Origin of the sequence: Amycolatopsis sp. NBC_00345 (assembly GCF_036116635.1) — a bacterium.
Taxonomy (GTDB): Bacteria; Actinomycetota; Actinomycetes; order Mycobacteriales; family Pseudonocardiaceae; genus Amycolatopsis.
The window spans coordinates 5,181,266-5,208,195 of record NZ_CP107995.1 but is presented as its reverse complement, the minus strand read 5'-3'; the positions used below and the strand labels follow the sequence as shown (position 1 = coordinate 5,208,195).

Here is a 26,930-nt window from a genome sequence, read left to right as displayed (position 1 = left end):
GGACAGCGCGCAGACCACGCCCGGATCGGGAACCGCGGGCGGCGGCGGTGAGAGGGGCAGTGCCGGATGACGCCTGGGGACCTGGTTTCCGGGACCGCGCGCCCGGACCGGCTGTACGGCGGCCGGGTCAGCCAGGCACGGCTGTCCGACGCGTTGCTCGGCGGCCAGGACCACTACGAGGACGACCGCGAGGCGCTGCGCCGGCTGCTGGAGATCGCGCCGGACGCCCAGGTCATGGCGCGCGAGCATCGGGCGTGGCTGGTGCGGGTGGTCCGCCACCTGGCCGCCGAGCGCGGCATCGACCAGTTCCTCGATCTCGGCTCGGGCCTGCCGGCCGCGGAGAACACCCATCAGATCGCGCAGCGGCACCGCCCCGGCGCCGAGGTGGTCTACGTGGACCACGACCCGGTCGTTCAGGTGCACGGCCGGGCGGTGCTGGAGGAGAACGAGCACACCCACATCACCGGCGCCGACCTGACCGACCCGGGTGCCACGCTCGGCGACCCGGTGGTCTACCGGCACCTGGACTTCGAGCGCCCGGTCGCGGTGCTGCTCTGCTCGATCCTGCACCACGTCGAGAGCCTGGACCGCGCGCAGTACATCGTGCGCAGTTACGTCGACGAGCTGCCGTCCGGCTCGTACCTGCTGCTCACCCATCACCACGAGCCCCCGGACGACCCGCCCCGGCAGGCTCTCGCCCACACCCTCGACGCGGAGTTCGAAGGCACCTGCCTCGGCACCGTCCACCGCAGCCGCGCGGAGATCGCGTCGTTCTTCACCGGCCTCGACCTGCTCGACCCCGGCCTCGCCTACCTGCACGACTGGTGGCCGGACGGTCCCCGGATGACCCCGCTGACGGACCTGAACCTGATGACCCTGGGCGGGGTGGCGCTCAAGCCGTAGGCGTCGCGGGCTTGCGGTACCACCGGCGGCCGGACGCGCCCCGGCGGCGACCCAATAGCTCACCTCGGCCACGGCGCCGTGCCGGGCGGCGGCGACGTTCGCGAGCCGGGCCCCGGACTCCGCGTAGTCGTCCACCCAGTCCCGCAGTTCGATCACTCCTGCAGTGTTCCGGTGCGTACTTCTCCGTGCCAAGCAAGAAGGCCGCCGGATACCCTCGCCGGATGCGGAGCGGTGACCGCCCAGGCCGGGTGATCTTCCTCAACGGGACGTCGAGCGCGGGCAAGACCACCCTGGCCCGGGCCATCCAGGACGAAAGCGAAACCCCGTTCGTCTACTGGGGTATCGACACGTTGTTCAGCCTGGTTCCGTCGAATTGGGGCGGGGGACGCGACGGTCCGCTCAGCCGGGACGGGTTCTGGTACGACCGCACCGGCAGTGACGAGGAGGGCCGGCCGTCGGTGGTGATCCGTTACGGCGAAGCCGGACGCCGGATGCTGCGGTCCGCCCGGGCCGCCGCCGCCGCGTTCGCGCGCGGGGGCGACGACCTGGTCATCGACGAGTTGCTGCTGACTCCGGACCTGCTGCCGGAGTGGATGGACGCGTTGTCGGGCCTGGAGGTGCTGCTGGTGGGCGTCACCTGCCCGCTGGCGGTGGCCGAACAGCGGGAACGCGGCAGGCGCAGTCCGGCCGGGCTCGCGCGAGGCCACTACCGCAGCGTCCACGATCACGGCACTGCTTACGACCTGACCGTCGACAGCACCGCGGGAACGCCCGCGGTGCTGGCCCAAGCCGTGCTGCGCGGGCAAATCGTCCGGTAGGAAGCGGTCACCGCGCGTCCAGGACGTCCGGGTCCGGGCCGACGCGGCGGCCACGGTCCAAAGAGGACAGTTCCTGCACGTCGGCGTCGGGCAGGGTGAAGCCGAAGACGTCGAAGTTCTCCGCGATGCGGGACGGCGTGACGGACTTCGGGATGACCACGTTGCCCAGCTGCAGGTGCCAGCGCAGGACGATCTGCGCCGGGCTGCGGCCGTGCTTGGCGGCGAGGCCGGTGACGATCGGTTCGGCCAGCAGGTCGCCGCCCTGTGCCAGCGGGCTCCACGCCTCGGTGACGATGCCGTGCTCCGCGTGGAACGCGCGCAGCTCTGCCTGGATCAGGTACGGGTGCAGCTCGATCTGGTTCACCGCCGGCACCACGCTGCCCTCGTCGAGCACGCGGCGCAGGTGCGCCGGCTGGAAGTTGGACACGCCGATGGCGCGCACGCGGCCGTCGGCGTACAGCTTCTCCAGTGCCTTCCACGTCGGCACGTACTTGTCGTACTTGGCCACCGGCCAGTGGATCAGGAACAGGTCGAGCTGCTCCAGCCCGAGCTTCGCCAGGCCGGCGTCGAAACCGCGCAGGGCCTCGTCGTAACCCTGGTCGGCGTTCCACAGCTTGCTGGTGATGAACAGCTCGTCGCGCGCGATGCCCGACTCGGCGATCGCCCGGCCGACGCCCGCCTCGTTGCCGTAGACCGCGGCCGTGTCGATGCTGCGGTAGCCGGCCTCGAGCGCGGCCTTCACCGCGGTCGTCGTGTCGGCGTCCGGTACTTGGAAGACACCGAAGCCGAGCTGCGGCATCTCGACGCCGTTGGTGAGCTTGGTGGTGGGAACGCTGGTCAAGAGAAGACCCTTTCTTTGTTCTGGGGTAAGGAAATCAGGGGATGATCGAGGTCAGCACGCCGCCGTCGACGCGCAGCGCGCCGCCGGTGGTGGCCGAGGCCTGGTCCGAGGCGACGTAGGCGATCAGGTTCGCCACCTCCTCGGGCCGGATCAGCCGGCCCAGCAACGAGGTCGGCCGGTCCTCGGCCATGAACTTCCGCTCCGCCTCGGCGAAGTCGAGGTCGGGGTCGGGGTACAGGCTCGCGACGAACTCCCGCACGCCTTCGGTCAGCGTCGGGCCCGGCAGCACGCTGTTCACGGTGACGCCGGTGCCGGCGACCTCCTGGGCCATGCCGCGCGACAGCGCCAGCTGCGCCGTCTTCGTCATGCCGTAGTGGACCATTTCGCCCGGCGTCTGAATCCCGGATTCGCTGCTGACGAAGATCACCCGGCCCCACCCGCGACCGGTCATCCGCGGCGCGTAGTGCCGCGTGAGCCGTACGCCGGAGAGGACGTTGACCTGGTAGAACCGCAGCCACTCGTCGTCCGGGATCTCGAACACCGGCTGGGCGGCGAAGATCCCCGCGTTGTTGACGAGCACGTCGACGTCGGGCAGCTGCTCCACGAGCGCCGCGACGCCCTCGGCGGTGCCGACGTCCGCGGCGATCCCGCGCACACCGAGCCGTTTCGCGGTCTCGGCGACGCGCTCGGCGCTGCGGCCGTTGACCACGACGTCGGCGCCCGCCTCGGCCAGCGCCTTCGCGGTGGCCTCGCCGATGCCGGCCGTGGAGCCGGTGACCAGCGCGATGCGCCCGCTGAGGTCGATTTTCATGGAGTGACCACCTCTTCCTTCCGTTCCCGGTACAGTGGCGTCAGCAATTAGGAGCGTGAGCAATACTTGCAGACGCGGTTAGTTGCACACGCTTGATGATGCACGACGGAACGAAGCTCTCGCAACCGGGGGCGGTCGCGAGAAGGGGTGAACCGTGTCACTGGCTGATGACGCTGTCGAGGCCCGGGCACAGGGCTGGCGCACGCTGGCCGCGTTGCACGCGCGGATCGAGGACCGGCTGCAGCGGGAGCTGGAGCGCGACCACGAGCTGTCGGTGAGCGAGTACACGGTGCTTGACGTGCTCGCCCGCCAGGACGGCTTCCACCTGCGGATGAACCAGCTCGCCGGCGCCGTGGTGCTGAGCCAGTCGGCGACCACGCGGCTCGTCACGCGGCTCGAGGACCGGGGGCTGCTCTCGCGTTACCTCTGCGCGACGGACCGGCGCGGCATCTACACCGAGGTGACGCCGGCCGGGAAGCAGCTGCTCGCCGCCGCCCGGCCGACCCACGACGCCACACTCGCCGCGGCGCTGGCCGAGGCCGGGGAGCTGCCGGAACTGGCGCCGCTGGTGGGCGCGCTCGGGTCGTTGACCTTCGCCGAGAAGTGACTGCCCTGGCATTCGTTGAGTCGCGCCGATGCCCTGAAGGCCACCTTCAGGGCATGTAGGCCCCTGAAGGTGGCCTTCAGGGGCACGCCGACAGGGTCGCTCAGGGGCGTAGGCGGTGGAGGTCGCGTGGGAACAGCGTGGCCTCGCGGATGTTGGCGAGCCCCAGCAGGCGCGCCGTCCAGCGTTCCAGGCCGATCGCGAACCCGCCGTGCGGCGGCATGCCGTGGGCGAACGCGGTCAGGTAGTCCGTGTGGTGCGCGGCCTGGTCGCCGAGGACCGCGAGGTAGTCGGCGTGCCGGTGCAGCCGTTGCCCGCCGGTGACCAGCTCCAGGCCGCGGAACAGCAGGTCGAAGCTGTTCGAGAAGTCCGGGGTGGACGGTGCCGGGTGGGTGTAGAACGGCCGCTTCGCCATCGGGTAGCCGGTCACGAACAGGAACTCCGAACCGTGCTCGCGCCGTGCCCAGTCCGACAGCCAGCGCTCGTGGGCGGGCGCGAGGTCGGGCTCGCCTCGCGGGTCCTCGCCGGTGTGCTCGGCCAGAAGCCCTTGCGCCGCACGGAAGTCGACGGCCGGGATCTCGGCGGGCACGTCGGGGACCTCGGCCAGCGGCGCGGCGGCCGCCGCCATGCCCGCGACGACGTCCCGGAGCACGGCCATCACGTCCCGGTGGTCGCGGATGAAGCCGAACTCCGCGTCGAGGCTGGTGTACTGCGCCAGGTGCCGCGCGGTGTCGTGCGGCTCGGCGCGGAAGACCGGGCCCACCTCGTAGACCCGCTCGAACACGCCGGCCATGGCCTGCTTGAAGAACTGCGGTGACTGCGCGAGGTACGCGGGCCGGCCGAAGTAGTCCAGCTCGAAGACGTTCGCGCCGGACTCCGTCGCGGTGGCGACGATCTTCGGCGTGTGCACCTCGGTGAAGCCCAGCGCGTCGAGCGTCCGCCGGAACCCGGCCACGCTCGCGGCCGCGACCTCGAACCGCCTGCGCAGCAACGGATGCCGCAGCGCGACGGCAGCATTGTCCAATATGGACGGAAGCCCGGCGGAGACGGCGGGCCGGTAGAGGTCGAACGGCGGCCGCGCGGACGGCTCGGCGATCGTGGTGAGTACCGCGTCGGTCAGCTCGACGCCGCCGGGCGCCTGCGCGTTGACCGTCACCCGCCCGGTCACCTCGACCACGGTCTCCTCGGTCACCGGCGGGCTGTGCGGGAACACCGCCTGCGCCGTGCCGGACCGGTCCCGGACCACCACGAACGTCACGGACTTCAGCTCGCGCCGGCGGTGCACCCAGCCGGCGATCTTCACGGTGGCGCCCGCGTGTTCGCGCAGGTCGGCCACCAGGGTACGAGACATCATCACTCTCCCGGAGCGTGCTCGGCCACCCCTTGGGAGTGCGGGCGAGAAGGGAACTCGCGGTGCCACCGCACTTTCGCCGCCGGTTGGGGGCCGGCGGCCTCGACGGGCCGGGTCACGGCGGCCGGCCGGCGGGGCATGGGACGGCCGGGGCCGCCGTTCCTCCCCGCACTCGGGAGGGTCTTCACCCGGGGCGCGAGGCCGCCATCCCACCGCCGGCGGCTCTCTGGTGCTCGCGTGCTCCCCGCGCTACTCGTCTCCGTCAACGCGTTGCCGGGAGTGTACGAAGTGGACGGCGCGGGTGTCGCGCCATTTTCGCCGGGCCGCCGGGTTGTCAGGGCTGCCGCCCGGGCCGCCACGGTGCGTCATAAAAACACCACCCTCAGCACATAACACAAAAATGAAACGATTCACCTCGCCAAATCGGCCACGAACAAGCGGTTGTGCACGGCTGTGACGGCCGTTACCCTCCACCGTTAATACGTTTCAATCGGTCCGCGTCACCGTCGACGAGGAGAAGTGATCCATGCCAGCTCCCGAAGTGGTCGGTACCTCGGCAGGCAGCGGTGAGGACACCGTGACCCGCCAGCAGTGGAAGTGGTCGGTGCTCGCCGGGATGGCGTCCTACCTCGACGCGGGGTCCATCGTGGCCCTCGGGTCGGGGCTGGCGCTGTTCCAGGTCTACCTCGGGCTCAGCAGCGGCGCGCTGGGGGCGCTCGCGGCCATCGGGCCGAACGCGATCGGGTGCGCGCTCGGCGCGTTCGCCGGCGGCCGGCTCGGGGACCGGCTGGGGCGCAAGCGCATCTACAAGTACGACCTGCTCGTCTACGCGCTCGGCATCCTCTGCATCGCGCTCGCGGTGAACGCGCCGATGCTGTTCATCGGCACCTTCGTGGTCGGGGTCGCGGTGGGCGCGGACGTGCCGACTTCGCTCGCGCTGGTCGGCGAGTTCTCGCCGTCGAAGCACCGCGGCAAGCTGCTCAGCTTCACGCAGATCGCGTGGAACGCCGGGCCCGTCGTGGTCCTGCTGCTGGCGCTGGCACTGTCCGGTTTGGACTTGCTGGGCATCAGGATCGTGTTCCTGCACCTGTTCGTGGTCGCGCTGGTCACCTGGGCGATGCGGCGCGGCCTGGCCGAATCGGCGCGCTGGCAGTCCGCGACGGCCGCCGGCGTGACCCAGCGCTTCCAGGCCCTGTTCCACGGCGCGAATCTGAAGGCGCTGGCCTGGACGGGCACCGTCTACCTGTTCTGGGGCCTGGCCGCCGGCACCTCCGGGCTGTTCACGCCGTACATCGTGCAGACGCTGCACGCGGGCGGGCAGGCCGCGGGCGTCGCGTTGTCGTGCGCGGGCTTCGTGATCGGCATCCTCGCGACGATCCCGTTCATGCGCTACATCGACCGCGGCCACCGCACCCGGCGCGCGCTCTGGGGCACCGGTGCGGTCATGCAGGTCGCCAGCTACGCGGTGTTCCTGATCTTTCCCTTCAACGTCCCGGTGATCGTGGCCAACATCGTGCTGTTCGGCATCGGCTCGGCGATCGCGGGCGAGGCGGTGTACAAGATCTTCAGCCAGGAACTGTTCCCGACCTTGCTGCGCGGCACGGCGCAGGGCTTCACCTTCGGCGTCGCGCGCACGGTGCTGGGGGTGTGGAGCTTCTTCGTGCCGGTGCTGGCGAGCGCGGGGATCGGCGTCATCGCCGCGCTGCTCTGCGCCTGCCTGGTGATCAGCGGAGTGGTCGGGTTCTTCTTCATGCCCGACACCTCAGGCAAGTCACTGGAACAGATCGAAGCGGAGCGGGCACTGGCATGAGCGCGGACGAACTGCTGCACCGGTTTCTCGACCCCGGCCCCGAGTACAGCCCGCTGCCGATCTGGTGGTGGAGCGGCGCCCCGGTGACGCGGGAGCGGCTGCGGCGCCAGATGGAGCACCTGGTCTCGCAGGGCGTCCGCCAGGCAGTGGTCATGTGCCTCGCCCCGACCGGGCCGATGTTCGGCTCGGTCGCGGACGACCCGCCGTTCCTCAGTCCACAATGGCTCGAACTGCTCGACCAGGCCTGCGAGGACGCCGAAGAACTCGGCTTCCATCTGTGGATGTACGACCAGATCGGGTTCTCCGGCGCGAACTTCCAGGGCCGGCTCACCGCCGGGAACCCGGATTTCGCCGGCCTCGCGCTGCGGCGCGGAGACGGCGGGGACGGTGGGGACGGTGGGGACGGTGGGGTCGAGGTGCAGGTCAGCGGCTTCGACTACTTTGGCGTCGAGGCCTGCGCGGCGTTGCTGGACCAGGTGCACGGCACGCTGGAGCGGCACGTCGGGCGCTGGTTCGGCACCGTCATCCCGGGTTTCTTCCAGGACGAGCTGCCCGCGATGCCCACGTGGGGCCGGGACTTCGCGGAGACGTTCGCCGAGCACTACGGCTATGACCTGCCGCTGGCCTCGCTGTTCGACGGGGACGACGAGGAGTCCGCCCGCCACCGCCGCGACTACCACGACCATCGCGCGCGCCTGGCCCGTCGCGCGTTCTTCGACCCACTCGACGCCTGGTTCGCCGACCGCGGCCTGATCTGCGGGTTCGACCAGCCGACGCCCGCGCGGGAGGGCGACCCGGTCGGCGGCGTGCAGGTCTACGGCGACTACCTCGGCACCCACTCCGGGTTCGGCGCGCCCGGCAGCGACCACTGGGGCGACCCGAAGGTGCACAGCTCGCTGGCCCACGCGCACGGCCGCCCGCGCACGTGGATCGAGGCGTTCCACTCCTCGGGCTGGGGCGGCACGCTGGAGGAGACCTACGACTGGCTCGCGCCGTTCCTCCGCCGCGGCGCGAACCTGTACGACCCGCACGCGGTCTACTACTCGACGGCCGGCGGCTGGTGGGAGTGGGCGCCGCCGTCCACCTGCTGGCGGCAGCCGTACTGGCCGTCGTACCACCAGTTCGCCACCGCGGTGACCCGGCTCTGCTCGGTGCTGACCGCGGGGGAGCACGTCTGCGACACGATCCTGTTGTCGCCGACGTCGACCGCGCAGGCGTACCTGACCCTCGACGGGCCGCTGCCGCCGGCCGAGCGCGCCGCCGCCTGTTACCACGAGCTGAACGGCGTCAGCGCGTGGTTCGCCGAGCGGCGCGGTGTCCTCGAAAGCGCCGGGATCGACCACGACACGCTCGACGAGGCCACCATCGCGGGCGGGGAGATCGTCCACAACGGACTGAAGATCGGCCGCGAGACCTACCGTTCGGTGATCCTGCCCGATGTGACGGTGCTGGACCCGGCTGCTGCGGCGAAGCTCGCGGAGTTCGCCGACGCCGGTGGCCGCGTGGTCTGTGTGGGTAACCCTGTCCTGGCGAACGTCGTGGTCGTCGAGCGTGCCGACGAGGTTCCGGCGGCGCTGGCGGCCGGGGACGTCCAGGCCGACGCGCCGTTCCTGCTCCGCCGCTGTGGTGACGCCTTTGTGCTGTTGCTCACCGCGCACGACGACGCAACGGGCACTCTCGCCCCGATCGTCCGGCTGGACAACGAAAACTGGGCCGCCGAGGGGTTCCCGTGGGAGGAGTACTGGCGGCAGCTGCGCGAGGACGGGTACGACTTCGTGCCGCCGGGGGACCGGGTCGCGCATGTCCGCACCCAGGGCCTGCCCGCGCGGGCGCAGCGCTGGGACCCACGCACCGGGCGCCGGGTCGACTTGTCCATTCAGGACGGCGCCTTCACCGTGCCGTTCAGTGACGGCCCGATCTCGCTGGTCGTGCTCGGGGACGACCTGCCGCCCGCGGACACCCGGCCGCTCGGCGCGGTCGTGACCGCCGCTGAGTTGCCCGGACCGTGGCTGGCCCGGGCGGAGTCCACACTGGACAATTCCGACGGCGACCTGGCCGCCGCGTCCCGGACCGGCACCCTGCCGTTGGAGGTCTGGCGCTTCGAGCACATCAGCGGCCCGGTGACGGCCACGTACGGTCCGTTCGCCGAGGTGCGCGACGGCGACGGCGAATGGCGGCCCGCGTTGTGGTCGCTCTCCCGAGGCCTGCACAAGGACCCGATGCACAACGACACGTTGGGCCCCAAGGGTTACGTGCCCGAGGAGTTCCTGGACTGGCGGCACGTCGACGCGGGCGGTCGCGTCGCGGTGCGCACGCATCTCGCGCTGCCGGACCGCGGCGGGCTGTTCCTCGCCGTCGGCTCGGGCGCGGCCCGCCGGGTCGTGGTGGACGGCGCCGAGCTGCCGGTGCCCGAGGGCGGTTACCAGTCGTTCAGCCCGCTCCCGCCGGAGACCGCCGGCCGGACCGTGCCGGTGGAGATCGAGTTCACCGCTGTCCGCGACGGTGCGCTACGGGCGTCCTTCGCCGTGGTGGCGGACGTCGAGGCCTACCGGCGTCCGGAGTGGCTGGTCGGCGACGAACTCAGCTGCTCCTTCACTCTCGACGAGCTGCCGGACGACACCGTGGTGCACGTCGCCAGCGAGGGCGCGTGCAGCGTGCTGGTCAACGGGACCGAGGTCGGCAAGCAGGGCGACTTCAACCCGTACCCCGGCCACCGCGAGATCCGCGTGCACCCGTACGACGTGCGCGAGTTCCTGCGGACGGGCGAAAACAACGTCGTGCTGAGGCTGACCGGCGACGCGGCGGCGGCGTTCGACGCGCCCGGCCTCGGCCTGATCAGCGGGGCCCAGTGGACGGCGCGCGGGCTCCGCCGTGAGCACCCGCGTGACCCGCGGTTCCTCTGCGCCGGCCCGCGGCCGCACCCGCTGCCCGGTGCGTACTGGCTGGAACCCGCTGCGGCGCAAGGGAATGTGGTCGCCGCCGTGGTCCCGGACGTCGCGCCCGGCGGTGAGCGCGTCGAGCACCTCACCTTCCCGGCGCCGCTCGGCACCACCGCCTTCACCGTTCCGACCGGGCTCGACGTCCTCGCGCGCGTCGGCGAGGTGGAATACAAACCCGTTGACGGCCACGTTCAGCTGCCCGGGCCACTCGCCGCGGGCACCCCGATCCGCCTGGAGTTCACGGCGGTCGACGGCCGTCGTGGTGGTGCGCTGCTCGACGGCGCCGTGACGGTCGAGGTCGCCGAGGCGGCCACGTCGCTGGTCAGCTGGGAGGACCTGGGGCTACGGGCGCTCGGTGGCCATGTCCGTTACCGGACGACGTTCACCGCGCCGTCCGGCCGCGTGGTGCTGGACCTCGGCGAGGTCCGCGGCACTGCGGACGTCCTGGTCAACGGCACCCTGGTCGACCGGCTGGTGTGGGGACCGTGGCGGACCGAGGTCACGGATGCCTTGCGGGGCGGGGAAAACGAGCTGGAAGTCGTCGTCCGCGGCACGCTCGCGGGTTACCTCGACGACGCGTCGCCGACTACCGCCGTCGCGGCCGGGCAGGTGCGCACGGGACTGTTCGGCCCGGTCCGGATCGTCGCGCACGCCTCCACTGAGTAGCCGCTGGACACCTGGGCCGCGCCCGTCTGGGTGGACTGGTCGATGACGTTGCCGCCGACCATGATCGTGCCCAGCGCCAGCGCGATCACGGACAGGACCGCGCCGACCACGGCCATCGGCTTGCCGCGGCGGCGCCCGATGAAACCGACGATCGCGAGGGCGATCCCGACCACCGCGAAGGGGAAGGGGGTGTACGCGCGCACGTGGTCCATGTTGATCGGCAGCAGCGGCACGACACACCCGAGCAGGCCGAGCACCAGCGCGGCCGCGGCCGGCCCGGACCCCTTGGGTGGCGGCATCGGCGGTTGCCCACCGGGGCCGGGGAAGGGGGCCCACTGCTGGTTCGGGGGCGGGTATCCCGGCGCTGGGTATCCGGGCATCGGCCCCTGCCCCTGCTCCGGTGTCGGCACCGGGTTCGGCGGTGCCGGATATCCGGGCCCCTGCACCGGGTTCGGCGGTGCCGGGTATCCCGGCCCTGCGAGCGCCGGCGCCGAATAGCCCGGCCCCCGGTACTCCGGCCCCGGGCCCGGCAGTGCCTGTGCCGGGGCCGCCGGTCCCGGATCCGCTGGGGGAAGCGTGTGTCCCGGTTCCGAATCCGCGGTGGGCACCGGGGACTCCGGCCCCGCTGCCGAGTCCGGCGAGGAGTGCGCGGCGTCCAGCCCGGGCCCCGCCGCCCCGGGCTGCGGCCCCGGCGCGTCCGGGTCGGGCGGCAGGCCGTACGTCATGGGCACTCCTCGCTGGCTGCTGACCTGGGTGTTCACCGGCCGGCCGCGCGCAGCCCGATACGGCGGCGCGGCCACCGCGAGGAGACAAGATAGCGGGATCGGGAAATCCCCACCAGGGGGAAAATTACCGCCGGACCCGAGCCGCCACCCGGACCGAGCTACCGCCGGACCCGAGCTGCCACCCGGACCCGAGCCGTCGCCCGGGCCCGGCGGCCGCGCGTCAGCGAGTCCCGAGCAGATGCTCCAATGCCAGCTGGTTCAACCGGGTGAAGTGGTACCCCCGTTTACCCGCGGCCTCCACGTCGAAGTCGTCCGCCGCCAGGTCGTCCAAGGTCTCGCCCGGGGAGAGCGTGGGCGTGGACAGCTCCGGCACCCGGGAAGCCGCCAGCGCCTCGGCCACCTCCGGATCCTTCCGGAACGCCTCCGCTTTCGCCTTCAGGATCAGGTACGTCCGCATGTTCGCCGCGGCGGAAACCCAGACGTCGTCGGGGTCCTCGGTTCGCAGCGGTTTGTAGTCGAAGTGCCGCGGTCCTTCGTAGCCACCTTGCTCCAGCAGGTCCACCAGGAAGAACGCGCTGGTCAGATCGCCGTGCCCGAAGATCAGGTCCTGGTCGTACTTCGGCCCGTGCTGGCCGTTGAGGTCGATGTGGAACAGCTTGCCCTGCCACAGCGCCTGCCCGATGCCGTGCACGAAGTTCAGCCCGGCCATCTGCTCGTGGCCGACCTCGGGGTTGAGCCCGAACAGCTCGGCGCGCTCCAGCTGCGAGATGAAGCCCAGCGCGTGGCCGATCGTCGGCAGCAGGATGTCGCCGCGGGGCTCGTTCGGCTTGGGCTCCAGCGCGAAGCGGATGTCGTAACCCTGCGCGACGACGTACTCGGCGAGCAGGTCCAGCCCCTCCTTGTACCGGGCCAGCGCGGCGCGGACGTCCTTGGCGGCGTCGGACTCCGCGCCCTCGCGCCCGCCCCAGACGACGTAGGTCTGCGCGCCCAGCTCCGCGGCCAGGTCGAGGTTGCGCCGGACCTTCGTCAGCGCGTACCGCCGGATGTCGCGGTCGTTGCTGGTCAGGCCGCCGTCCTTGAACACGGGGTGGGTGAACAGGTTCGTCGTCGCCATCGGCACCCGCAGGCCGGTGGTCGCGAGCGCCGCCTTGAACCGCTTCACCGCCTTCTCGCGGTCCGGCTCGGTGGCCAGCAGGTCGTCGTCGTGGAACGTCACGCCGTAGGCGCCCAGCTCGGCCAGCCGGTGCACGCTCTCCACGGGGTCGAGGGCCGGCCGCGTCGCGACGCCGAACGGGTCGGCGGCCTGCCAGCCGACGGTCCACAGCCCGAACGAGAACTTGTCCTCGGGGGTGGGGGCATAGGCGTCCATGACTGTCCCTTCATTTAGTTCACGTTCTAGACTAAATATGCGACGCGGTGGACCCGGGCGTCAAGGGCCCGCCGGTTACAGTGCCGGGAGGAGGGGACGGGGATGACGCAGGCGGTGCGGCACGACTCGATGCGGGCGCGCAACCTCGAGGTGGTGCTCGGCGAGGTCAGCCGGCGCGGGCCGCTCACGCGCGCCGCGCTCGCGGAGCTGACCGGGCTCACCAAGTCCACCGTGTCCAAACTGGTCGGTGATCTGCTGGACGCCGGCTTCCTCGCCGAGACCGGTCCCGCGCGGGCGGGGGAACGCGGCCGCCCGGGGGTCGAGGTGGTGCTGAGCGGCGGGCGGATCGCGTCGCTGGGGCTGGAGGTCAACGTCGACTACCTGGCTGTGTGCCTGCTCGACCTGGCGCGCACGGTCCGGTTCACGAAACGCCGGGAGCGGGACAATCGCGGCTCACGGCCGGCGACTGTGTTGCGGGAGCTGGAAAAGCTGGCCACCGAGGCGCTCGGCGAGGCGTCCACGCTGGGGCTGACGGTGGCGGGCGCGGTGCTCGCGGTCTCCGGCCCGGTCGGCGACGGCGTGGTGTTCAGCGCCCCGAACCTCGGCTGGCGGGACGTGCGCGCGGCCGCGATGCTGCGCCTGCCGGTGCCCGTCGACCTGGACAACGAGGCCAACCTCGGCGCGCTCGGCGAGCTGTGGTTCGGCACCGGCGGGGACGACTTCCTCTACGTCTCCGGCGAAGTCGGCATCGGCGCGGGCCTGGTCGTCGGCGGCTCGCTCTTCCGCGGCGCGCACGGGCTGGCGGGGGAGCTGGGGCACGTGGTGGTGTCGCCTTCGGGCCCGCCGTGCCGCTGCGGTGCCGCCGGGTGCCTGGAGACCTACGCGGGCCAGGAGGCGATGCTGACGGCCGCGGGCGTCCGGTCGGTGCCGGATTTGGTTGTGGCGCTGGAATCCGGGGCCACCGCTGCTGTTGCGGCTTGCACGGCGGCGGGCGAGGCACTCGGCCACGCGCTCGCGTCGGCGGTCAACCTGCTCGACCTGGACCACATCGTGCTGGGCGGGATCTTCGCGGTTTTGTTCCCCTGGCTGGCCTCTGCGGCGGACTCCGTGCTCGCTGCCCGCCTCGGTCGCCTGCGCGGCTCCGTCCCCACGCTCACCCCGTCCACCTTGCGCGGCGACGCGGCCACTTTGGGCGCGGCGGGACGCACGATCCACCGGATCCTGGCCGATCCAGGCCCGTTTCTCAGCCGCGCGAACGCCTGATCTCCGTTAAGGCCTCCTTACCCGCGTCCTACGCGGGTAAGGAGGCCTTAACGGACTTGGGCCGGGACCTAGCTCACCGCACGCACCAGCACCGTGCCGCCGCCGATGGTGATACCGGCGTCGGTCACCACGGAGAGGGCGCCGCGCAGGACGCGGCCGGCCGCGGGGGCCGACGCGGCGATCACCGTGGCCGGGACGGTCCACGACGAGCCCGAGGCGTGCGCCGCCGACGGGTCGTTCGCCGTGATGGCACCGAAGGCCGGGTTGGTGAACGCGTCGAAGTAGTCGTAGGCGGTGGTGCCCGCGGGCACCGCGTAACCGTCGACCACCGCGAGCCACTGGCCCGCCGCCGGGTTCGGCAGCGTCACCGACTCCTCGGAGTCACCGTCGGCGCTTTGGCCTGCCAGCACACAAGAACCCGTCACGCAGTTGTACACCGACAGGTCCAGGTCCGCCCCGACGTCGGCGGTGTTGCCGATCGTCACGGTCAGGGACGTCGAACCCGGCGTCACCGTCAGCTGCGTCTGCGAGGACGCGCCCTGGGCGATGGACGGCCGCTGCACCGACGCGCTGCTGAACGTCCCGCCCACGAGATGGCCCGTGAACGCGCCGAGCGTGTTCTGCACCGTGTACGTCCGCTGCAGCGGCACACCGGCGGTGGCCGACGCGATGTCGTCCGGGTTCGGCGTCACCGCGGTGCCCAGCACCGAAGCCGAGACCCGGTACGGTGCACTGTCCACATCGGACGTACGGCGGGCCTCCACGGTGATCTCCCAGACGCCCGGCAACGGGTCGGTCAGCGTCCGGCTGGTCGGCGAACCGCCCGCACATCCGGCCCCCGCGTCGGGGTTGTAGCAGTTCGTGGACGTGTTCGAGTCCACCGGCACGCCCGTCGGGTCGTAACGCAGGAACCGCACCTGGCCCTTGCCCGGGTCACCGCCCGCCGCCAGGTCGACCTTCAGCGCGCTCGCGCCCTTCGGCACACGCACGAAGTAGCTCACCGACGTGTTGCGCGCGATCGTGCCCGAGGCCTCGAACTTGTCACCCGTGGCTGTCGTGAACTCGGCCGGCGCGAAGACGGTGTTCATGGTCTGCACGTCGACGCCGATCGTCAACGGATTGTCCAGGTACAGCAACGCGGAATGCGCGCCGGTCGACTTCGGGTCCACCTTCACGGCGAAGGTCACCGGCTTGTTCAGCGGCAGTTGCAGCAGCGAGCCCGAGGAGAACGTGCCGTCGTTGCCCACCCACCGCGCGAAGTACGTCACCGGCTTCGAGGAGCCCGAAGTCCGCGTGATCGTGTACGTGCGGGTGTAGGCCTTCCCGACGGTCACGCCCTCGCGGTCGTGGATGCCGACGCCGACACCCGGCGTCTTGAGCAGGTTCGCCTGCACCGTGTGCACCTCGACCGCGGTGGTCACCGCGTCCGGCTTCGGGTTGAGCGACAGCGCGGTGAACGCGGCGGGGACGTTGAACAGTCCCGCGCCCTGCTCGTACGCGCCGATGCCCGGCACGAAGCGCGCCGTCGACTTGATCGCCGAGCGCAGGGCCGCGACCGGCGGCCGCTGGCCCTGGTGGGTCGCCTTGTACGCGCTCACCAGCAGCGCGGCCGCGCCAGTCGCCTGCGGTGACGCCATCGACGTGCCCTGCAGCATCGCGTACCCGGCCGGCAGCTGGTAGGTGCCTGCCACCGGGCCCGGCGCCTCCCAGCGCGGCACGGTCGCGATCGCCGCGCCCGGCGCGATGATGTCCGGCTTGAACCCGCCGTCCTCACGCGGGCCGCGCGAGGAGAACGGGTGCAGCGCCTCGGCCGCCTTCACCTTCGCGCCGTAGTTCGACAGCCAGGTTTCACGCGTGATGTACGAGCCGACGCTGATCGCGTCCGTGGCCACCGACGGGTCGCCGACGGAGTTCGCGCCCGCGCCCGAGTTGCCGGCGGAGATGAAGATCTGCACGTTGTACTCGGCGATCGTGCGGTTGTAGAGCTCGGCGCGCGCGTTGTTGCCGTCGTTGAGCGCCGGCAGGCCGCCGATGGAGATGTTGATGACGTCCGCGCCGTGGCTGGCCGCGTAGACGACGCCGTCGAGCAGGCCGCTCGAGGTGCAGGAAGCGGTGCTCAGGCAGACCTTCACCGAGAGCACCTTCGCGCCCGGCGCGGCCCCGTCCATCTTGCCGCCGAACAGGTCGTTGCCCGTCGCGATGCCGGCCACGTGGGAACCGTGCTCGGCGCCCGCGATGCCGATGTTGACGTAGCCCGGCTTGTCGGTCTGCACCACAAACGCCATCCGCTCGGCGAGGTCGGTCGCCGGGTTGTCGGTACCGAAGAAGCCGACGTCGAAGTTCTTGGCGTAGTCGGTCATCGGCTTCTCGTCGGTGAAGTCGCCGTTGCCGTTGAGGTCGACGCGCACCTGCTTCGTGGCGGGGTCGAGCAGCACGCCCCAGGAGTCGCTGCGGTCGCCGTCGCGGTTGAGGTCGCCGCCGGTCTCGCTGCCGGCGCCGCCCAGATCGCCCGCGGTCTCGCTGAAGAGGCCGAACGTGTAAGGGCCGCCGGTGGCGGGGGCGGTCCAGGCGCGGCCGTTCGCGGTGAACGCGCCGGCGTAGGCCTGGGTGGACAGCTTGACCCAGGTGCCGTCGCCGGAGTCGGTGGAGTTGGCGTTGTACCAGTCGACGATCTTGCGCTCGCCGTGGCTGGTCCTGGCCAGCGCGGGAGTGTCGAGGTCGACGCCGGAGTCGAGGACGGCGACGGTGGAGTCCTTGCCGTCCCAGTTGCCGAAGGTCTGGCCGAACTGGGCGGCGTAGGTGTCGCCGGTCGGGAGGTAGGGGTTCACGCGCGGGGTGTTCTTGCCCGGGGCCGGCTGCGGGATCGGGTTCGCCGCGCCTTCGGGCTTCGGGTCGTCGCGCTGGATCAGGCCGTCGACGTCCACGGCGTCCACTGTCTTGAGCTTCGCGGCCTTCTCGGCGTTCGCGACGGGGACGGAGACCTTCACGTAGTCGAGCTTCGGGTCGCTCGACTGGATCACGCCGCCGAGCGCCTTCAGGTCGTTCACGGCCGCGTTCGCCTGACCGCGTTCGGCGGCGACGAGCAGGGTGACGTCGGGCTTGCCGGCGCGCTCGGCCTCGGCGACCCGCGCGCGGTCGGCCTGGTCGAGCGCCTTGCCGGTGGCGGCTGGGGTTGGCGGGGGCTGAGGGGCCGCGTACGCGGCGGGCACTGCGACCGGGGCGACGCCGAGCGCGGTGGCGAGGAGGGTGATCCCGGCCCGGCGTCTCCAGCGTGATCTGTGCTCTGTCATCCGTGCAGTACACAGTCCGGGATGTTCCGCAGCAATCAGACACTTAGCCTATCGGCCGCAAATCGGCGTGGGACGAACGGCCTAGCGCACTCGTTCCGTTGGGCGGCAACGCGATGCGCCGGACTCCGGTGTGAAACTGGCGGCAACCGAGGGAGTTGAACCCTGCGCGGCTTATGAAGGCGGCGCCCCTGACCGGCCCTGACCCTGCGGCGGGCGACGGCTGCCATGCTTTCTGCACTTGTCCAACACCGGGGTAATACCCAGAAATTCCGGCCGCGTTACGTCGTTCACCCGTCCGGGCGGACATTTTGCCGATTCCCATCCCGGGTACCGGCCTGGCAGTCTGGCCGGATGGATGATCTACTCCTGCGCCGCGTCCGGGTCGGGCTTGACGGGCAGCTCGCCGATGTCCGGGCGAACGACGGCCTGGTCTCCGCCATCGAGGAGCCCGGTTCCGGCTCGGGGTTCGCGGCTCGGGTGCTCGACGGGCACGGCGGCACGCTGCTGCCCGGCCTCGTCGACGCGCACGTCCACACCGTGCAGTGGGCCGGCTTCCGGCGCCGGATCCCGCTGGGCACCGCGCACTCGGCGGCCGAGGCCGTGGAGCTGCTGCTGCACCGGCTGCTGTCCGCGCCCGCCTATCCCGGGCAACCGGAGGAACTGGTGGTGGGGGCCGGTTTCCGCGACGCGCTGTGGCCGGACGAGCCGCACAAGGAGATGCTGCAGCGGGCGCTGCCGGGGCGGGCCGTGGCGCTGTTCAGCGCCGACCTGCACACGCTGTGGCTCAGCCCCGCCGCGCTCAAGCTGATCGGCCGCGAGCACCCGACCGGCGTGCTGCTGGAGGGCGACTGCATGAGCGCCACGGCCCAGCTGCCGGCCGCGCCGGCCGAGGTGCAGGACCGCTGGGTCGCCGATGCGCTGACCGCGGCCGCCTCGCGCGGTGTCACCGGGATCGTCGACTACGAGTTCGCCGACACGGTCGCGGACTGGACCCGCCGGGTCGCTTCCGCGGTGCCGGCCACCCGCGTCTCCTGCGTGATCGCGCGGCACCTGCTGGACACCGCGATCGCGCGCGGCCACCGCACCGGCGATGTCCTCCCGGACGGCGGGGGACTGCTGAGTGTGGGCCCGTTCAAGCTGTTCGTCGACGGCTCGCTCAACACCCGCACCGCCTACTGCCACGACCCGTACCCGGAGACGGATTCGCTTGGCCTGCTTGAGCTTCCGCCCGAAGAGCTGGTGCCGCTGATGCGCCGCGCCGCGGAGCACGGCCTGGCCCCCGCGGTGCACGCGATCGGCGACAAGGCCAACACGATCGCGCTCGACGCGTTCGCCGAACTCGGCTGCGCGGGCCGGATCGAGCACGCGCAACTGCTGAGCGCCGACGACATCCCGCGGTTCGCCGCGCTGGGCCTCGTCGCGGGCGTCCAGCCCGCGCACCAGCCCGACGACCGCGACGTCGCCGACCGGCACTGGCACGGCCGCACGGACCGCGCGTACCCGTACCGCGCGCTGCTGGATTCCGGCGCCCGCCTCGAAATCGGCTCGGACGCGCCCGTCGCGCCCCTCGACCCGTGGGACGGCATCGCCGCCGCGGTCGGCCGCACGGACGACACCCGGCCCGCCTGGCACCCCGAGCAGGCGATCCCGCTGGCGGACGCACTGGCCGCCGCGTCGGGCGGCCGCCGCGGCATCGCCGTCGGCGACCCGGCGGACCTGGTGATCACCGCCGCCGACCCGACCGGCCTCTCACCCGCCGACCTGCGCGACATGCCGATCACGGCGACCTTCCTCGCGGGGAAGCCGACCCACCTGGCCTGAGCGTCCGGGGTCGCGGGCCGGGCCGACCAAAGGCGGATTGACGGGACAAGCCGGACCGGCAAGGATCGTGCCAGCAGTTCATTGACAACGTTGTCACCACGAGAGGATCGCGATGAGAGCGCGGAAACGCGTCTTCGCCGCCCTGGCGATCGCCGGCCTGCTGGGCGCCACCACCACCGGTACCGCGGCGGCCCACGACCGCGGCCCGCAGTTCGCCGCCGACCCGACCAAGCTGGTCGACACGTCGATCGGCAACAACGGCGACGGCACCACGTTCCCGGGCGCCACCACGCCGTTCGGCATGGTGCAGCTGAGCCCCGACACCCAGCTGAAGAAGTACGCCTCCTACGACTACGCGCAGGACACCGTGCTCGGCTTCAGCCACACGCACCTGTCCGGCGTCGGCTGCCAGACCATGGGCAACTTCCGCTTCATGCCCACCACCGGCGCCGTCACGTCGTCGGACCCGGCGCAGTACGGCGCGAAGTTCAGCCACGCCAACGAAACCCGTGAACCGGGCTACTACGGCGTGAAGCTCGACAACGGCATCCAGGCCGAGCTGACCGCCACCCAGCGCACCGGCCAGCACCGTTACACCTACCCGGCCGGCGCGGCGAGCGAGAACGTGCTGATCGAGGTCGGCGAGAGCAACGGCTACACCTACGCCGGCGACGTCCACGTGGTCGGCAACGACACCGTCGAGGGCTGGCTGCAGGGCGGGAACTTCTGCGGGGAGACGCAGAAGGAGCGTTACCGGGTCTACTTCAGCGCCAAGTTCGACCGGACGTTCTCGGCCTTCGGCACCTGGACCGACGGCAAGCTGACGCCGAACCAGCGTGACGCGTCGCTCGGCACGCAGCGCGCGGGCGCGTGGCTCACCTTCGACCCCGCTCGCGGTGGCCAGGTGGGCGCGTCGGTCGGGGTGTCCTACACCTCCGTCGACGGCGCGCGGCTCAACCGCAAGGCCGAGCAGCCGAGGTCGTTCGACCGCGCCCGAGCCGCCGCCCACGGCACCTGGCAGGACGAGCTGAACCGGATGCGCGTCGCCGGTGGCACCACCGCCGACCAGCGCACGTACTACAGCGCGCTCTACCGCTCGCTGCTGCACCCGTCGATCGGGTCCGATGTGGACAACCGGTACCGCGGCTTCGACGACCGGGTGCACCGCGGCGATTCCCCGTACTACCAGATGTTTTCGCTCTGGGACACCTACCGTTCTCAGAACCAGCTCGTCGCCCTGCTGCACCCGGACAAGGCCGCGGACATGGCGAAATCGATCCTGCGGATCTACTCCGACGGCGGCTGGGTCCCGCGGTGGGCGCTCGGCGGCGGCGAGACGAACGTGATGAGCGGCGACCCCGTCACCCCGTGGATCGTCGACAACTACCGCCGCGGCCTGCTCGACGACCGCACCGCGCGGCAGCTGTTCGCCGCGCTGTGGAAGAACGTCAACGAGGTCCCGGCCGACCAGTCGATCTTCCGCGGCCGCGACGGCAACCCGACGTATGTGGAGAACGGCTGGATCGGTTACCAGGACCGGCCCGGCTACACCTATGGCGACAGCCGCCAGGCCGGCTCCGCGACGCTGGAGTACTCGCTGGCCGACTGCGCGCTGTCCACCATGGCGTCCGGGCTGGGCTACCGCGACAAGGCGGCCACGCTCGCCCAGCGCTGTGACAACTTCACGAAGCTGTGGGACCCGAGCGTCGAGTCACATGGCTTTACCGGCTTCCCGCGCACGAAGGCGGCGGACGGCACCGGCGTCGGCGATCCCGACCCGGCGCAGTCGACCGGTTTCCACGAGGGCACGCCGTGGCAGTACCAGTGGCTCGCGCAGCAGGACCCGCAGAAGCTGTTCGCCCAGATGGGCGGCGCGGGCCAGGCGGAGAAGCGGCTCGACACGTTCTTCGACACGCCATTGGTGCTCACCGACCCGGCGAAGGCTGCCGCGGACTCCTGGGTCCACGGGGCGTACGACTACCACAACAACTTCGCCTTCAACCCGAACAACGAGCCGGACCTGCACGCGCCGTGGATGTACGCGTGGACGGGCGCGCCGTGGAAGACGTCGGCTGTGCTGCGCGCGGCGCGGACGCTCTTCACCGACACCCCGTACGGCATGCCCGGCAACGACGACCTCGGCACCATCTCGTCGTGGCTCGTGTTCTCGATGGCCGGCGTGTTCGAGGCCCAGCCGGGCTCGGGCACGTACCTGATCAGCGCGCCGATGTTCGAGAAGGTGGAGATCCGGCCGTCGGGCGGGCGTCCGATCGGCATCGAGGCGCCTGGCGCCAGCGCGGCGAAGCTCCAGTATGTGTCCGGTGTGGACACTCGCCGGGGCCAGCTGCGCCAGAGCTGGCTGAGCAACGAGGACTTCCTCCGCGCCGGCACGATCCACGTGCGCCTCTCCGATCGGCCGACGAGCTGGGGCACGAACTCCGCCCCGCCCGCGCTGGTCCGCTCCTGACCCCACCGGTGGCCGTTCCCTCGCGGAACGGCCACCGGTTGGGCCCTCCGTCACGCTGGTGTCACGAACAACGTTCTCCTTGGCGAACTAAGTTCGCTATAGTGGCCGCCATGCCCACCGATCCCCGCCGGCGTCGCGCGGCTCTTCACGCACAACCCCACGAGGACGCCGCGCCGACCGCGTCTCCGGTGCGGCGCAAGACGCCCATCACGGCCGACCGGATCACCGGCGCCGCGCTGCAGGTCATCGCCGCCGAGGGCTACGACGCGCTGACCATCCGCCGGGTCGCGGCCGTGCTCGGCACCGGGCCGTCCTCGCTGTACGCGCACATCGTCAACAAGGACGACCTCGACGATCTGCTCATCGGCCGGCTCTATGCCGAAATCGAGCTGCCCGAGCCCGACCCCGCCGCGTGGCGGCAGCAGATCCTCGACGTGTACGCCCAGATGCGCGACCAGTACCTGAAGTACCCGGGCGTCTCCCGCGCCGCGCTGGCCATGGTGTCCACCCACCTCGAAACCCTGCGGATCAGCGAAGGACTCCTGGCGATCCTGCTCGCCGGAGGCCTCGAACCGCAGACCGCCGCGTGGTTACTCGACGCGCTGACCCTCTACGTCAACGGTTACGCCCTGGAGCGCTCACTCGTGCAACAGCGACAGCAGCACCACGACGACGACTGGGTTCTCAGCCGCGACGAACTCATCAACCGGTTCAGCTCCCTGTCCGAAGACCGCTTCCCGCACACCCGGCGCCACGCGGCCGAACTGACCTCCGGCACCGGGCACGACCGATTCGACTTCACCCTGAACCTGATGCTCGACAACCTCACGCCACACCGCCGTACCCGGGCTTGACCTCGAGTCCGCTGGAGGTAGTTAGGTCGGGCCATGACGATCTGGATTTGTGACGGTTGTGGACTCGAGCACCCGGATTCCGTTGTGGCGCCGGAGCATTGTGTCTTCGACCGCGGTGAGGTCACCGACGAGGAACGCGGTGATCTGGGCGCGCACGGATCGTGGACCACCCACGAAGAACTGGCCGGCCGGCCGCACGAGATCCAGCACCGCGACCACGGCCGCGGTGTGCACAGCCTGCGCCGCGAGCCCCGCCTGGCGATCGGCCACTGGTCGTTCGTGGTGCAGACCCCGCACGGCAACCTGTTGTGGGACCCGCCCGCCTCCATCGACGAGCACGTGGCCGGCCTGGTGCGTGAGCTCGGCGGCGTGGCGGTCATCGCCACCAGTCATCCGCACATGTTCGGCGCGCAGGTCAGCTGGAGCCATGCCTTCGGCCGGGTGCCGGTGCTGGTGAACGCGCTGGACGAGGAATGGGTGGCGCGCCCGGATCCGGTCCTCACTCGGTGGAAGGACCACGCCGAACCGCTGCCCGGCGTCGAGCTCGTGCACGTGGGCGGGCACATGCGGGGCAGCGCCGTCGCCCGCACCGCCGACGGCACCCTGCTGACCGGCGACACCATCGCCGGCAGCCTGAAACCCGACTGGGTGTCGTTCCAGCGCAACCTCCCGCACCGCGTCCCGCTCTCGGCCGCAGTGGTGCGCCGCATCGCCGACACCCTCGACCCGTACGACTACGACCGCCTCTACACCCTCGGCGGCGACACCATCGACCACGACGCCAAACAGGTCGTGCGTAGGTCCGCCAACCGTCACATTCGCTGGGTCAGTGGTGAATTCGACCATTTGACGTGAGCTGGTTCCGGAGGGTCCCGGAGTCTTGATCATGCTCGCCAGCAGTAGGTGTCGGCGAGTGCTGACAGTTTGAATGGTGATCACAGTCCTCAATGGGGTGATCGTCGTGTTCAGGTGGCAGCAGGCAGAAGGCAAGAGACACGCGCTCGAAGGGGCGTTCGCGCCGCGGCCGGAGGAGTCGTTCGTGGCGTTGTGCGGGGAGGAAGTGACAGTGGCGCGCGAGGACGTGCCACAGCTCGGCGGGCACTGGTTCGACCCGACGTGCGGGGGATGTGCGGCGACGTGGCTGAGCCGGATCTGACCGACGCCCGGCTGTTCGACCGGATCCGTGACCTGGAGGCCTCGCTGGCCGCGGATCTGGCGTTCCTGATCCGGGCCGTCGAAGAGGAGGCCCCACGCCCGGACGCGCTCCGCGACCTCGGCGAGCGGCTGGTGGACCTGGGCGGGGCGTTACTGCGGAGGTCGGACGAGGTGAACTCCGCCGTCCTCGCCACTCTGCCCGCACACGGCTGGCTGCCGGGAGCGGGCGCCCGCCGCCATGCCACGGGCCCGGCCCACCAGGTCGGCCCCCGTCCCATTCGCTGCGGCTCGGTGTTCCTCGCTTTGTGCGGCGCGGCGTGTTTTCCCTTCTATGGCAAGGATCCGACGAACCGTACCGCCCGCCACGAGCACTGCCCGGTTTGCCGGGCACGGGAGGGAATGGTGGCGCGGTAGGCCGTGGCGCGGTGCGCTCGGCGGGACGGTGGGCGCCATCGGGAACCCGCTTCGAGTCTGCGGCGCCCGGCGGGCAACGGTGTGCCGCAGTGACGAGCGCGGGCAGTGGCGAGCGCGGGCAGTGGCGAGCGCGGGTGTCAGCGAGGGCTGGCAGCGAGGAGGGCTGGCGGCGAGCGCGGGTGTCGGCGAGGGCTGGCAGCGAGGAGGGCTGGCGACGATGAGTGTTGGCGACGATGAGTGTTGGCGGCGCCGGGTGGCACAGCGAGCGCCACCCGGAATCCCGGCGACGGCCCAACCGGCCAGCGCGAGCGCAGCCAGAAACCCCCGCCCGGCCGCCCGGCCCCGGCGACGGCCCAACCGGCCAGCGCGGGCGCGAGCGCAGCCAAAGCCCCTCGCCCCGGCCGCCCGGAGCCCGTCGCCGCACCGGGCCGGACAGTTCAGAACGAGCGCTGCCTGCGGTTTTCGTGTTGGCTGGACGGATGAGCGAGGACAAGCCGGCGAACTCGACGGAGAAGCTGTTCCGGATCGCGATCGCGCTGAAGGGCCTCGATGGCGCGTTGCAGCTGGTCGGGGCGCTGATCCTGGCGTTCATCCCGTCGACGTTCGTCACCGGGTTCGCGCATGCGGTGATCACGCGGGACCTGCTGGGCGACCCGTCGGGCACGCTCGCGCGGCACCTGGAGCTGGCGGCCGAGCACTTCGCCGACGGCAGCACCAAGACGTTCGCCGTGGTGTACCTGATGGCGCACGGCGCGATCAAGCTCGCGCTGGTGTTCGCGCTCGCACGCAAGTGGGTGCGCGCCTATCCGGTCGCGATGGTGGTGTTGGCGGCCTTCGTCGTTTACGAGGTGTACCGCGCGATCAACACCGGCTCGATCGCGCTGCCGTTCTTCGCGGCCCTCGACGCCATCATCATCGTGCTCGTCTTCCGGGAGTACCGGCAGCTGCGCCGTCAGCGACGCTCGGCTCAGGACGCCTCCCAGTAGTCGCGCTCCGGCAGGCGTAGCCAGACGTCGGGCGGGCCAGTGACGGGCCGCGAGTCCGTCAGGCTCAGGCCGGCGTACGCACAGGCGTACGCGGCCGCGTTGTGCTGGTACAGGAAGGTACGAAGCACCTCTTCCGCGCCGTCCTCTTCCCGCGGATCACCGCCGCCGGGGTGGAGGTCCCAGCCATCGAGGACGCCGTCCCGGATGGTGCTGCCCTGGTTGCCGCTCTTGGGGTTCGAGTAGACGCCGTAACAGACCGTGCCCGCCGACAGCAGCCTGCCGACCAACGGGGTGGAAGCCCGGTATCCCCATGGCTGGGTGACCACACAGCCGCCGGCCACGTCGGTCACCCCGACGATGTCGTCCGAGCCGGACGGCCAGGGCTCGTCCAGGACCTCCGCCATCACGCCGTCCTCGACCGGGTCCGCCTGCAGCCGCCGCGTGGCCTCCGCCGCGTCGACGTTCGCGACGCACGAGACGCTGGTGCCCTCGAAATAGAAGTCGCCGAGTGCCGCGATCAGCGCTGGCGCCCGGACGACGGCCAGCGCCTCCGCCTCGTCGAGCCTCACCCCGGCGGGTGGCGCCCCGAACAGATCCGGCTCCCGCGCGGCGAAGGCGAGCCGCCCGGGGGACCAGCCCGCCATCATCGGCCGCCACGGGTCGGCGCCGGCTTCGGCCAGTACCCGTGCGTTCTCCGGCTGTCCGCCGAAGACGGCCAGCCACAGCGGGGTGCGGCCCTCGTGCATCACGTCCACTTCGCCGGCCCGCGCGGCCAGCTCCGCGACGACCTCCGGCGAGCCACGCTCGGCCGCCTCGTGCAGCGCCGTTCCCCAGAAGAAATCCCCGGCGAGCGGGTCCGCCCCCGCGGCCAGCAGCGCGCGCACGGCCGCCAGGTCACCCCAGCCCAGTCCTGCCCATTCCCCGGTGCCCATCGCCCCTCCCAGATCCGTTGACGGCACCGTAGCGGGACCCACCGACAATTTTCGCACCACACCGGAGCGGCCCCGGTTTTCCCTGCTCTCCCAAGGAAAAGCAGTCACACCGGTTCAGGCGGCCACCGGAAACCGCTCAGTCACGACGTAGGCGACGTCCACCTCCGGCTGCTCGACGAAGAGCGCGGTCGCGTTGTCGGAGCCGCCGATGGCGATGGCCGTCTCGACCAGCGCCGCGGCGCCGCGCCCCGGGTCGCCGAGCAGCTCGTCGATGGTCGCGGGCGGCAGCACCTTGTGCACGCCGTCGCTGGTCAGCAGCAGCCCGCCGCCGACGACCTCGGACGTGCCGATCTCGTGCGGCTTGGTGGTGCGGACGCTGGTGGTGACCATGTGCTCCATCCGCGGCGTGTACGGCTGGTGGCGCGAGCGGAAGTACTCGGCGAGCGTGTGGTCCACGGTGAGCCGGCGGACCATGCTGCCGTTCCAGGCGTACGCGCGGGCGTCGCCGACCCAGCCGATCCGATAGCCGCCCGCGAACGGCATCGCGACCACCAGCACGGCGTCGCCGGTGCCGCCGAGCTCGCGCACCGCCCGCTGCGCGTTGAGGATCGCGGCGACCGGGCCTTCGCTCACCGGGGTGCGCGCGGCGGCCGCGGCGGCGGTCTGCGCGGCGCGTCCGGCGCCCGGGTCGTCACCGACACCGTCGGCAAGTGCAAACGTGATTCCCGGCGCGCCGGCCACCGCGTACGCGCTGACTGCGTCGGCATTACGCTCGCGTGGCCCCTGGGCGCTCGCGGTGTGCCAGCGTGGGTATCGAGTCCCGGCCATGGTGTCCTCCCGGTTTTCTCGCGGCTTCCCCTTTGCTCCAGAATGCGCCCGATTCCTGGGAAGATCCTGAGGGGTGGCTGTAC

21 protein-coding genes are annotated in these 26,930 nt (G+C 71.5%); 13 read left to right on the top strand and 8 right to left on the bottom strand.

The annotated features are described in order from the left end of the window. Window positions 1-66 precede the first annotated feature (66 nt). Both OG943_RS23135 and OG943_RS23130 read left to right on the top strand, forming a co-directional pair. Window positions 67-903 carry an SAM-dependent methyltransferase gene (locus tag OG943_RS23135; protein ID WP_328611890.1) on the top strand — a complete coding sequence of 279 codons (837 nt, stop codon included), beginning with the start codon at window positions 67-69 and terminating at the stop codon, window positions 901-903. 221 nt (window positions 904-1,124) lie between these two features. Continuing rightward, window positions 1,125-1,721: a chloramphenicol phosphotransferase CPT family protein gene (locus tag OG943_RS23130; RefSeq protein WP_328611889.1), complete on the top strand. Its 597-nt coding sequence runs from the start codon at window positions 1,125-1,127 to the stop codon at window positions 1,719-1,721. Window positions 1,722-1,728: 7 nt separating this feature from the next. Here OG943_RS23130 and OG943_RS23125 read toward each other — a convergent pair whose 3' ends face one another. Further along, on the bottom strand, window positions 1,729-2,562 hold the full coding sequence (locus OG943_RS23125; protein ID WP_328611888.1) for an aldo/keto reductase: 834 nt from the start codon (window positions 2,560-2,562) through the stop codon (window positions 1,729-1,731). A 34-nt stretch (window positions 2,563-2,596) separates the two neighbouring features. Continuing rightward, entirely contained in the window at window positions 2,597-3,373 is a 777-nt protein-coding gene (locus tag OG943_RS23120) for an SDR family NAD(P)-dependent oxidoreductase (RefSeq protein WP_328611887.1), read from the bottom strand. A 154-nt stretch (window positions 3,374-3,527) separates the two neighbouring features. Here OG943_RS23120 and OG943_RS23115 point away from each other — a divergent pair, with 154 nt between their 5' ends. After that, window positions 3,528-3,980 (top strand): MarR family winged helix-turn-helix transcriptional regulator, encoded by a 453-nt coding sequence (locus OG943_RS23115; protein WP_328611886.1) that lies wholly within the window; start codon window positions 3,528-3,530, stop codon window positions 3,978-3,980. Between the two features lie 100 nt (window positions 3,981-4,080). On the opposite strand, the gene aspS is transcribed toward OG943_RS23115, so the two are convergent. Next, the gene (gene aspS, locus OG943_RS23110; protein ID WP_328611885.1) at window positions 4,081-5,331 is read right to left on the bottom strand and encodes an aspartate--tRNA(Asn) ligase; all 1,251 of its coding nucleotides are present in this window, start codon (window positions 5,329-5,331) and stop codon (window positions 4,081-4,083) included. 523 nt (window positions 5,332-5,854) lie between these two features. Between aspS and OG943_RS23105 the strand changes: the two genes are divergently transcribed. Next, window positions 5,855-7,138: an MFS transporter gene (locus tag OG943_RS23105; protein WP_328611884.1), complete on the top strand. Its 1,284-nt coding sequence runs from the start codon at window positions 5,855-5,857 to the stop codon at window positions 7,136-7,138. Beyond that, entirely contained in the window at window positions 7,135-10,743 is a 3,609-nt protein-coding gene (locus OG943_RS23100) for a hypothetical protein (protein ID WP_328611883.1), read from the top strand. The genes OG943_RS23105 and OG943_RS23100 overlap by 4 nt, the downstream gene beginning before the upstream one ends. Here the strand turns inward: OG943_RS23100 and OG943_RS23095 are convergent. Beyond that, window positions 10,641-11,468: a hypothetical protein gene (locus OG943_RS23095; RefSeq protein ID WP_328611882.1), complete on the bottom strand. Its 828-nt coding sequence runs from the start codon at window positions 11,466-11,468 to the stop codon at window positions 10,641-10,643. The genes OG943_RS23100 and OG943_RS23095 overlap by 103 nt on opposite strands. A 220-nt stretch (window positions 11,469-11,688) precedes the next feature. Beyond that, window positions 11,689-12,837, bottom strand: coding sequence for a xylose isomerase (gene xylA / locus OG943_RS23090; protein ID WP_328611881.1), 1,149 nt, complete (start codon window positions 12,835-12,837; stop codon window positions 11,689-11,691). A 102-nt stretch (window positions 12,838-12,939) separates the two neighbouring features. On the opposite strand from xylA, the gene OG943_RS23085 reads away from it, so the two are divergent. Then, window positions 12,940-14,100, top strand: coding sequence for an ROK family transcriptional regulator (locus tag OG943_RS23085; RefSeq protein ID WP_328611880.1), 1,161 nt, complete (start codon window positions 12,940-12,942; stop codon window positions 14,098-14,100). Window positions 14,101-14,168: 68 nt separating this feature from the next. On the opposite strand, the gene OG943_RS23080 is transcribed toward OG943_RS23085, so the two are convergent. After that, window positions 14,169-17,390, bottom strand: a complete 3,222-nt coding sequence (locus OG943_RS23080; protein ID WP_328611879.1) for a S8 family serine peptidase — start codon at window positions 17,388-17,390, stop codon at window positions 14,169-14,171. 351 nt (window positions 17,391-17,741) lie between these two features. Between OG943_RS23080 and OG943_RS23075 the strand changes: the two genes are divergently transcribed. The 7 genes from OG943_RS23075 to OG943_RS23045 all read left to right on the top strand — a co-directional run bounded on the left by OG943_RS23075 (window position 17,742) and on the right by OG943_RS23045 (window position 25,087). Next, on the top strand, window positions 17,742-19,211 hold the full coding sequence (locus tag OG943_RS23075; protein WP_328611878.1) for an amidohydrolase: 1,470 nt from the start codon (window positions 17,742-17,744) through the stop codon (window positions 19,209-19,211). A gap of 112 nt (window positions 19,212-19,323) precedes the next feature. Then, entirely contained in the window at window positions 19,324-21,678 is a 2,355-nt protein-coding gene (locus OG943_RS23070) for a GH92 family glycosyl hydrolase (RefSeq protein ID WP_328611877.1), read from the top strand. A gap of 110 nt (window positions 21,679-21,788) precedes the next feature. Further along, complete coding sequence (locus OG943_RS23065; RefSeq protein WP_442874765.1) at window positions 21,789-22,532, top strand: TetR/AcrR family transcriptional regulator; 744 nt, start codon at window positions 21,789-21,791, stop codon at window positions 22,530-22,532. A 33-nt stretch (window positions 22,533-22,565) separates the two neighbouring features. Continuing rightward, entirely contained in the window at window positions 22,566-23,387 is an 822-nt protein-coding gene (locus OG943_RS23060; protein ID WP_328611875.1) for a hydrolase, read from the top strand. 76 nt (window positions 23,388-23,463) lie between these two features. Then, window positions 23,464-23,688, top strand: a complete 225-nt coding sequence (locus tag OG943_RS23055; protein WP_328611874.1) for a zinc finger protein — start codon at window positions 23,464-23,466, stop codon at window positions 23,686-23,688. Further along, window positions 23,670-24,101, top strand: coding sequence for a hypothetical protein (locus OG943_RS23050; protein ID WP_328611873.1), 432 nt, complete (start codon window positions 23,670-23,672; stop codon window positions 24,099-24,101). Before OG943_RS23055 ends, OG943_RS23050 begins: the two co-directional genes overlap by 19 nt. A 479-nt stretch (window positions 24,102-24,580) precedes the next feature. Next, a complete protein-coding gene (locus tag OG943_RS23045; protein ID WP_328611872.1) occupies window positions 24,581-25,087 on the top strand; it encodes a DUF2127 domain-containing protein in 507 nt (168 codons plus the stop codon). Here OG943_RS23045 and OG943_RS23040 read toward each other — a convergent pair. After that, window positions 25,069-26,019: an ankyrin repeat domain-containing protein gene (locus OG943_RS23040; protein WP_328611871.1), complete on the bottom strand. Its 951-nt coding sequence runs from the start codon at window positions 26,017-26,019 to the stop codon at window positions 25,069-25,071. The genes OG943_RS23045 and OG943_RS23040 overlap by 19 nt on opposite strands. A 114-nt stretch (window positions 26,020-26,133) precedes the next feature. Beyond that, complete coding sequence (locus OG943_RS23035; RefSeq protein WP_328611870.1) at window positions 26,134-26,847, bottom strand: PP2C family protein-serine/threonine phosphatase; 714 nt, start codon at window positions 26,845-26,847, stop codon at window positions 26,134-26,136. Window positions 26,848-26,930: the final 83 nt, after the last annotated feature.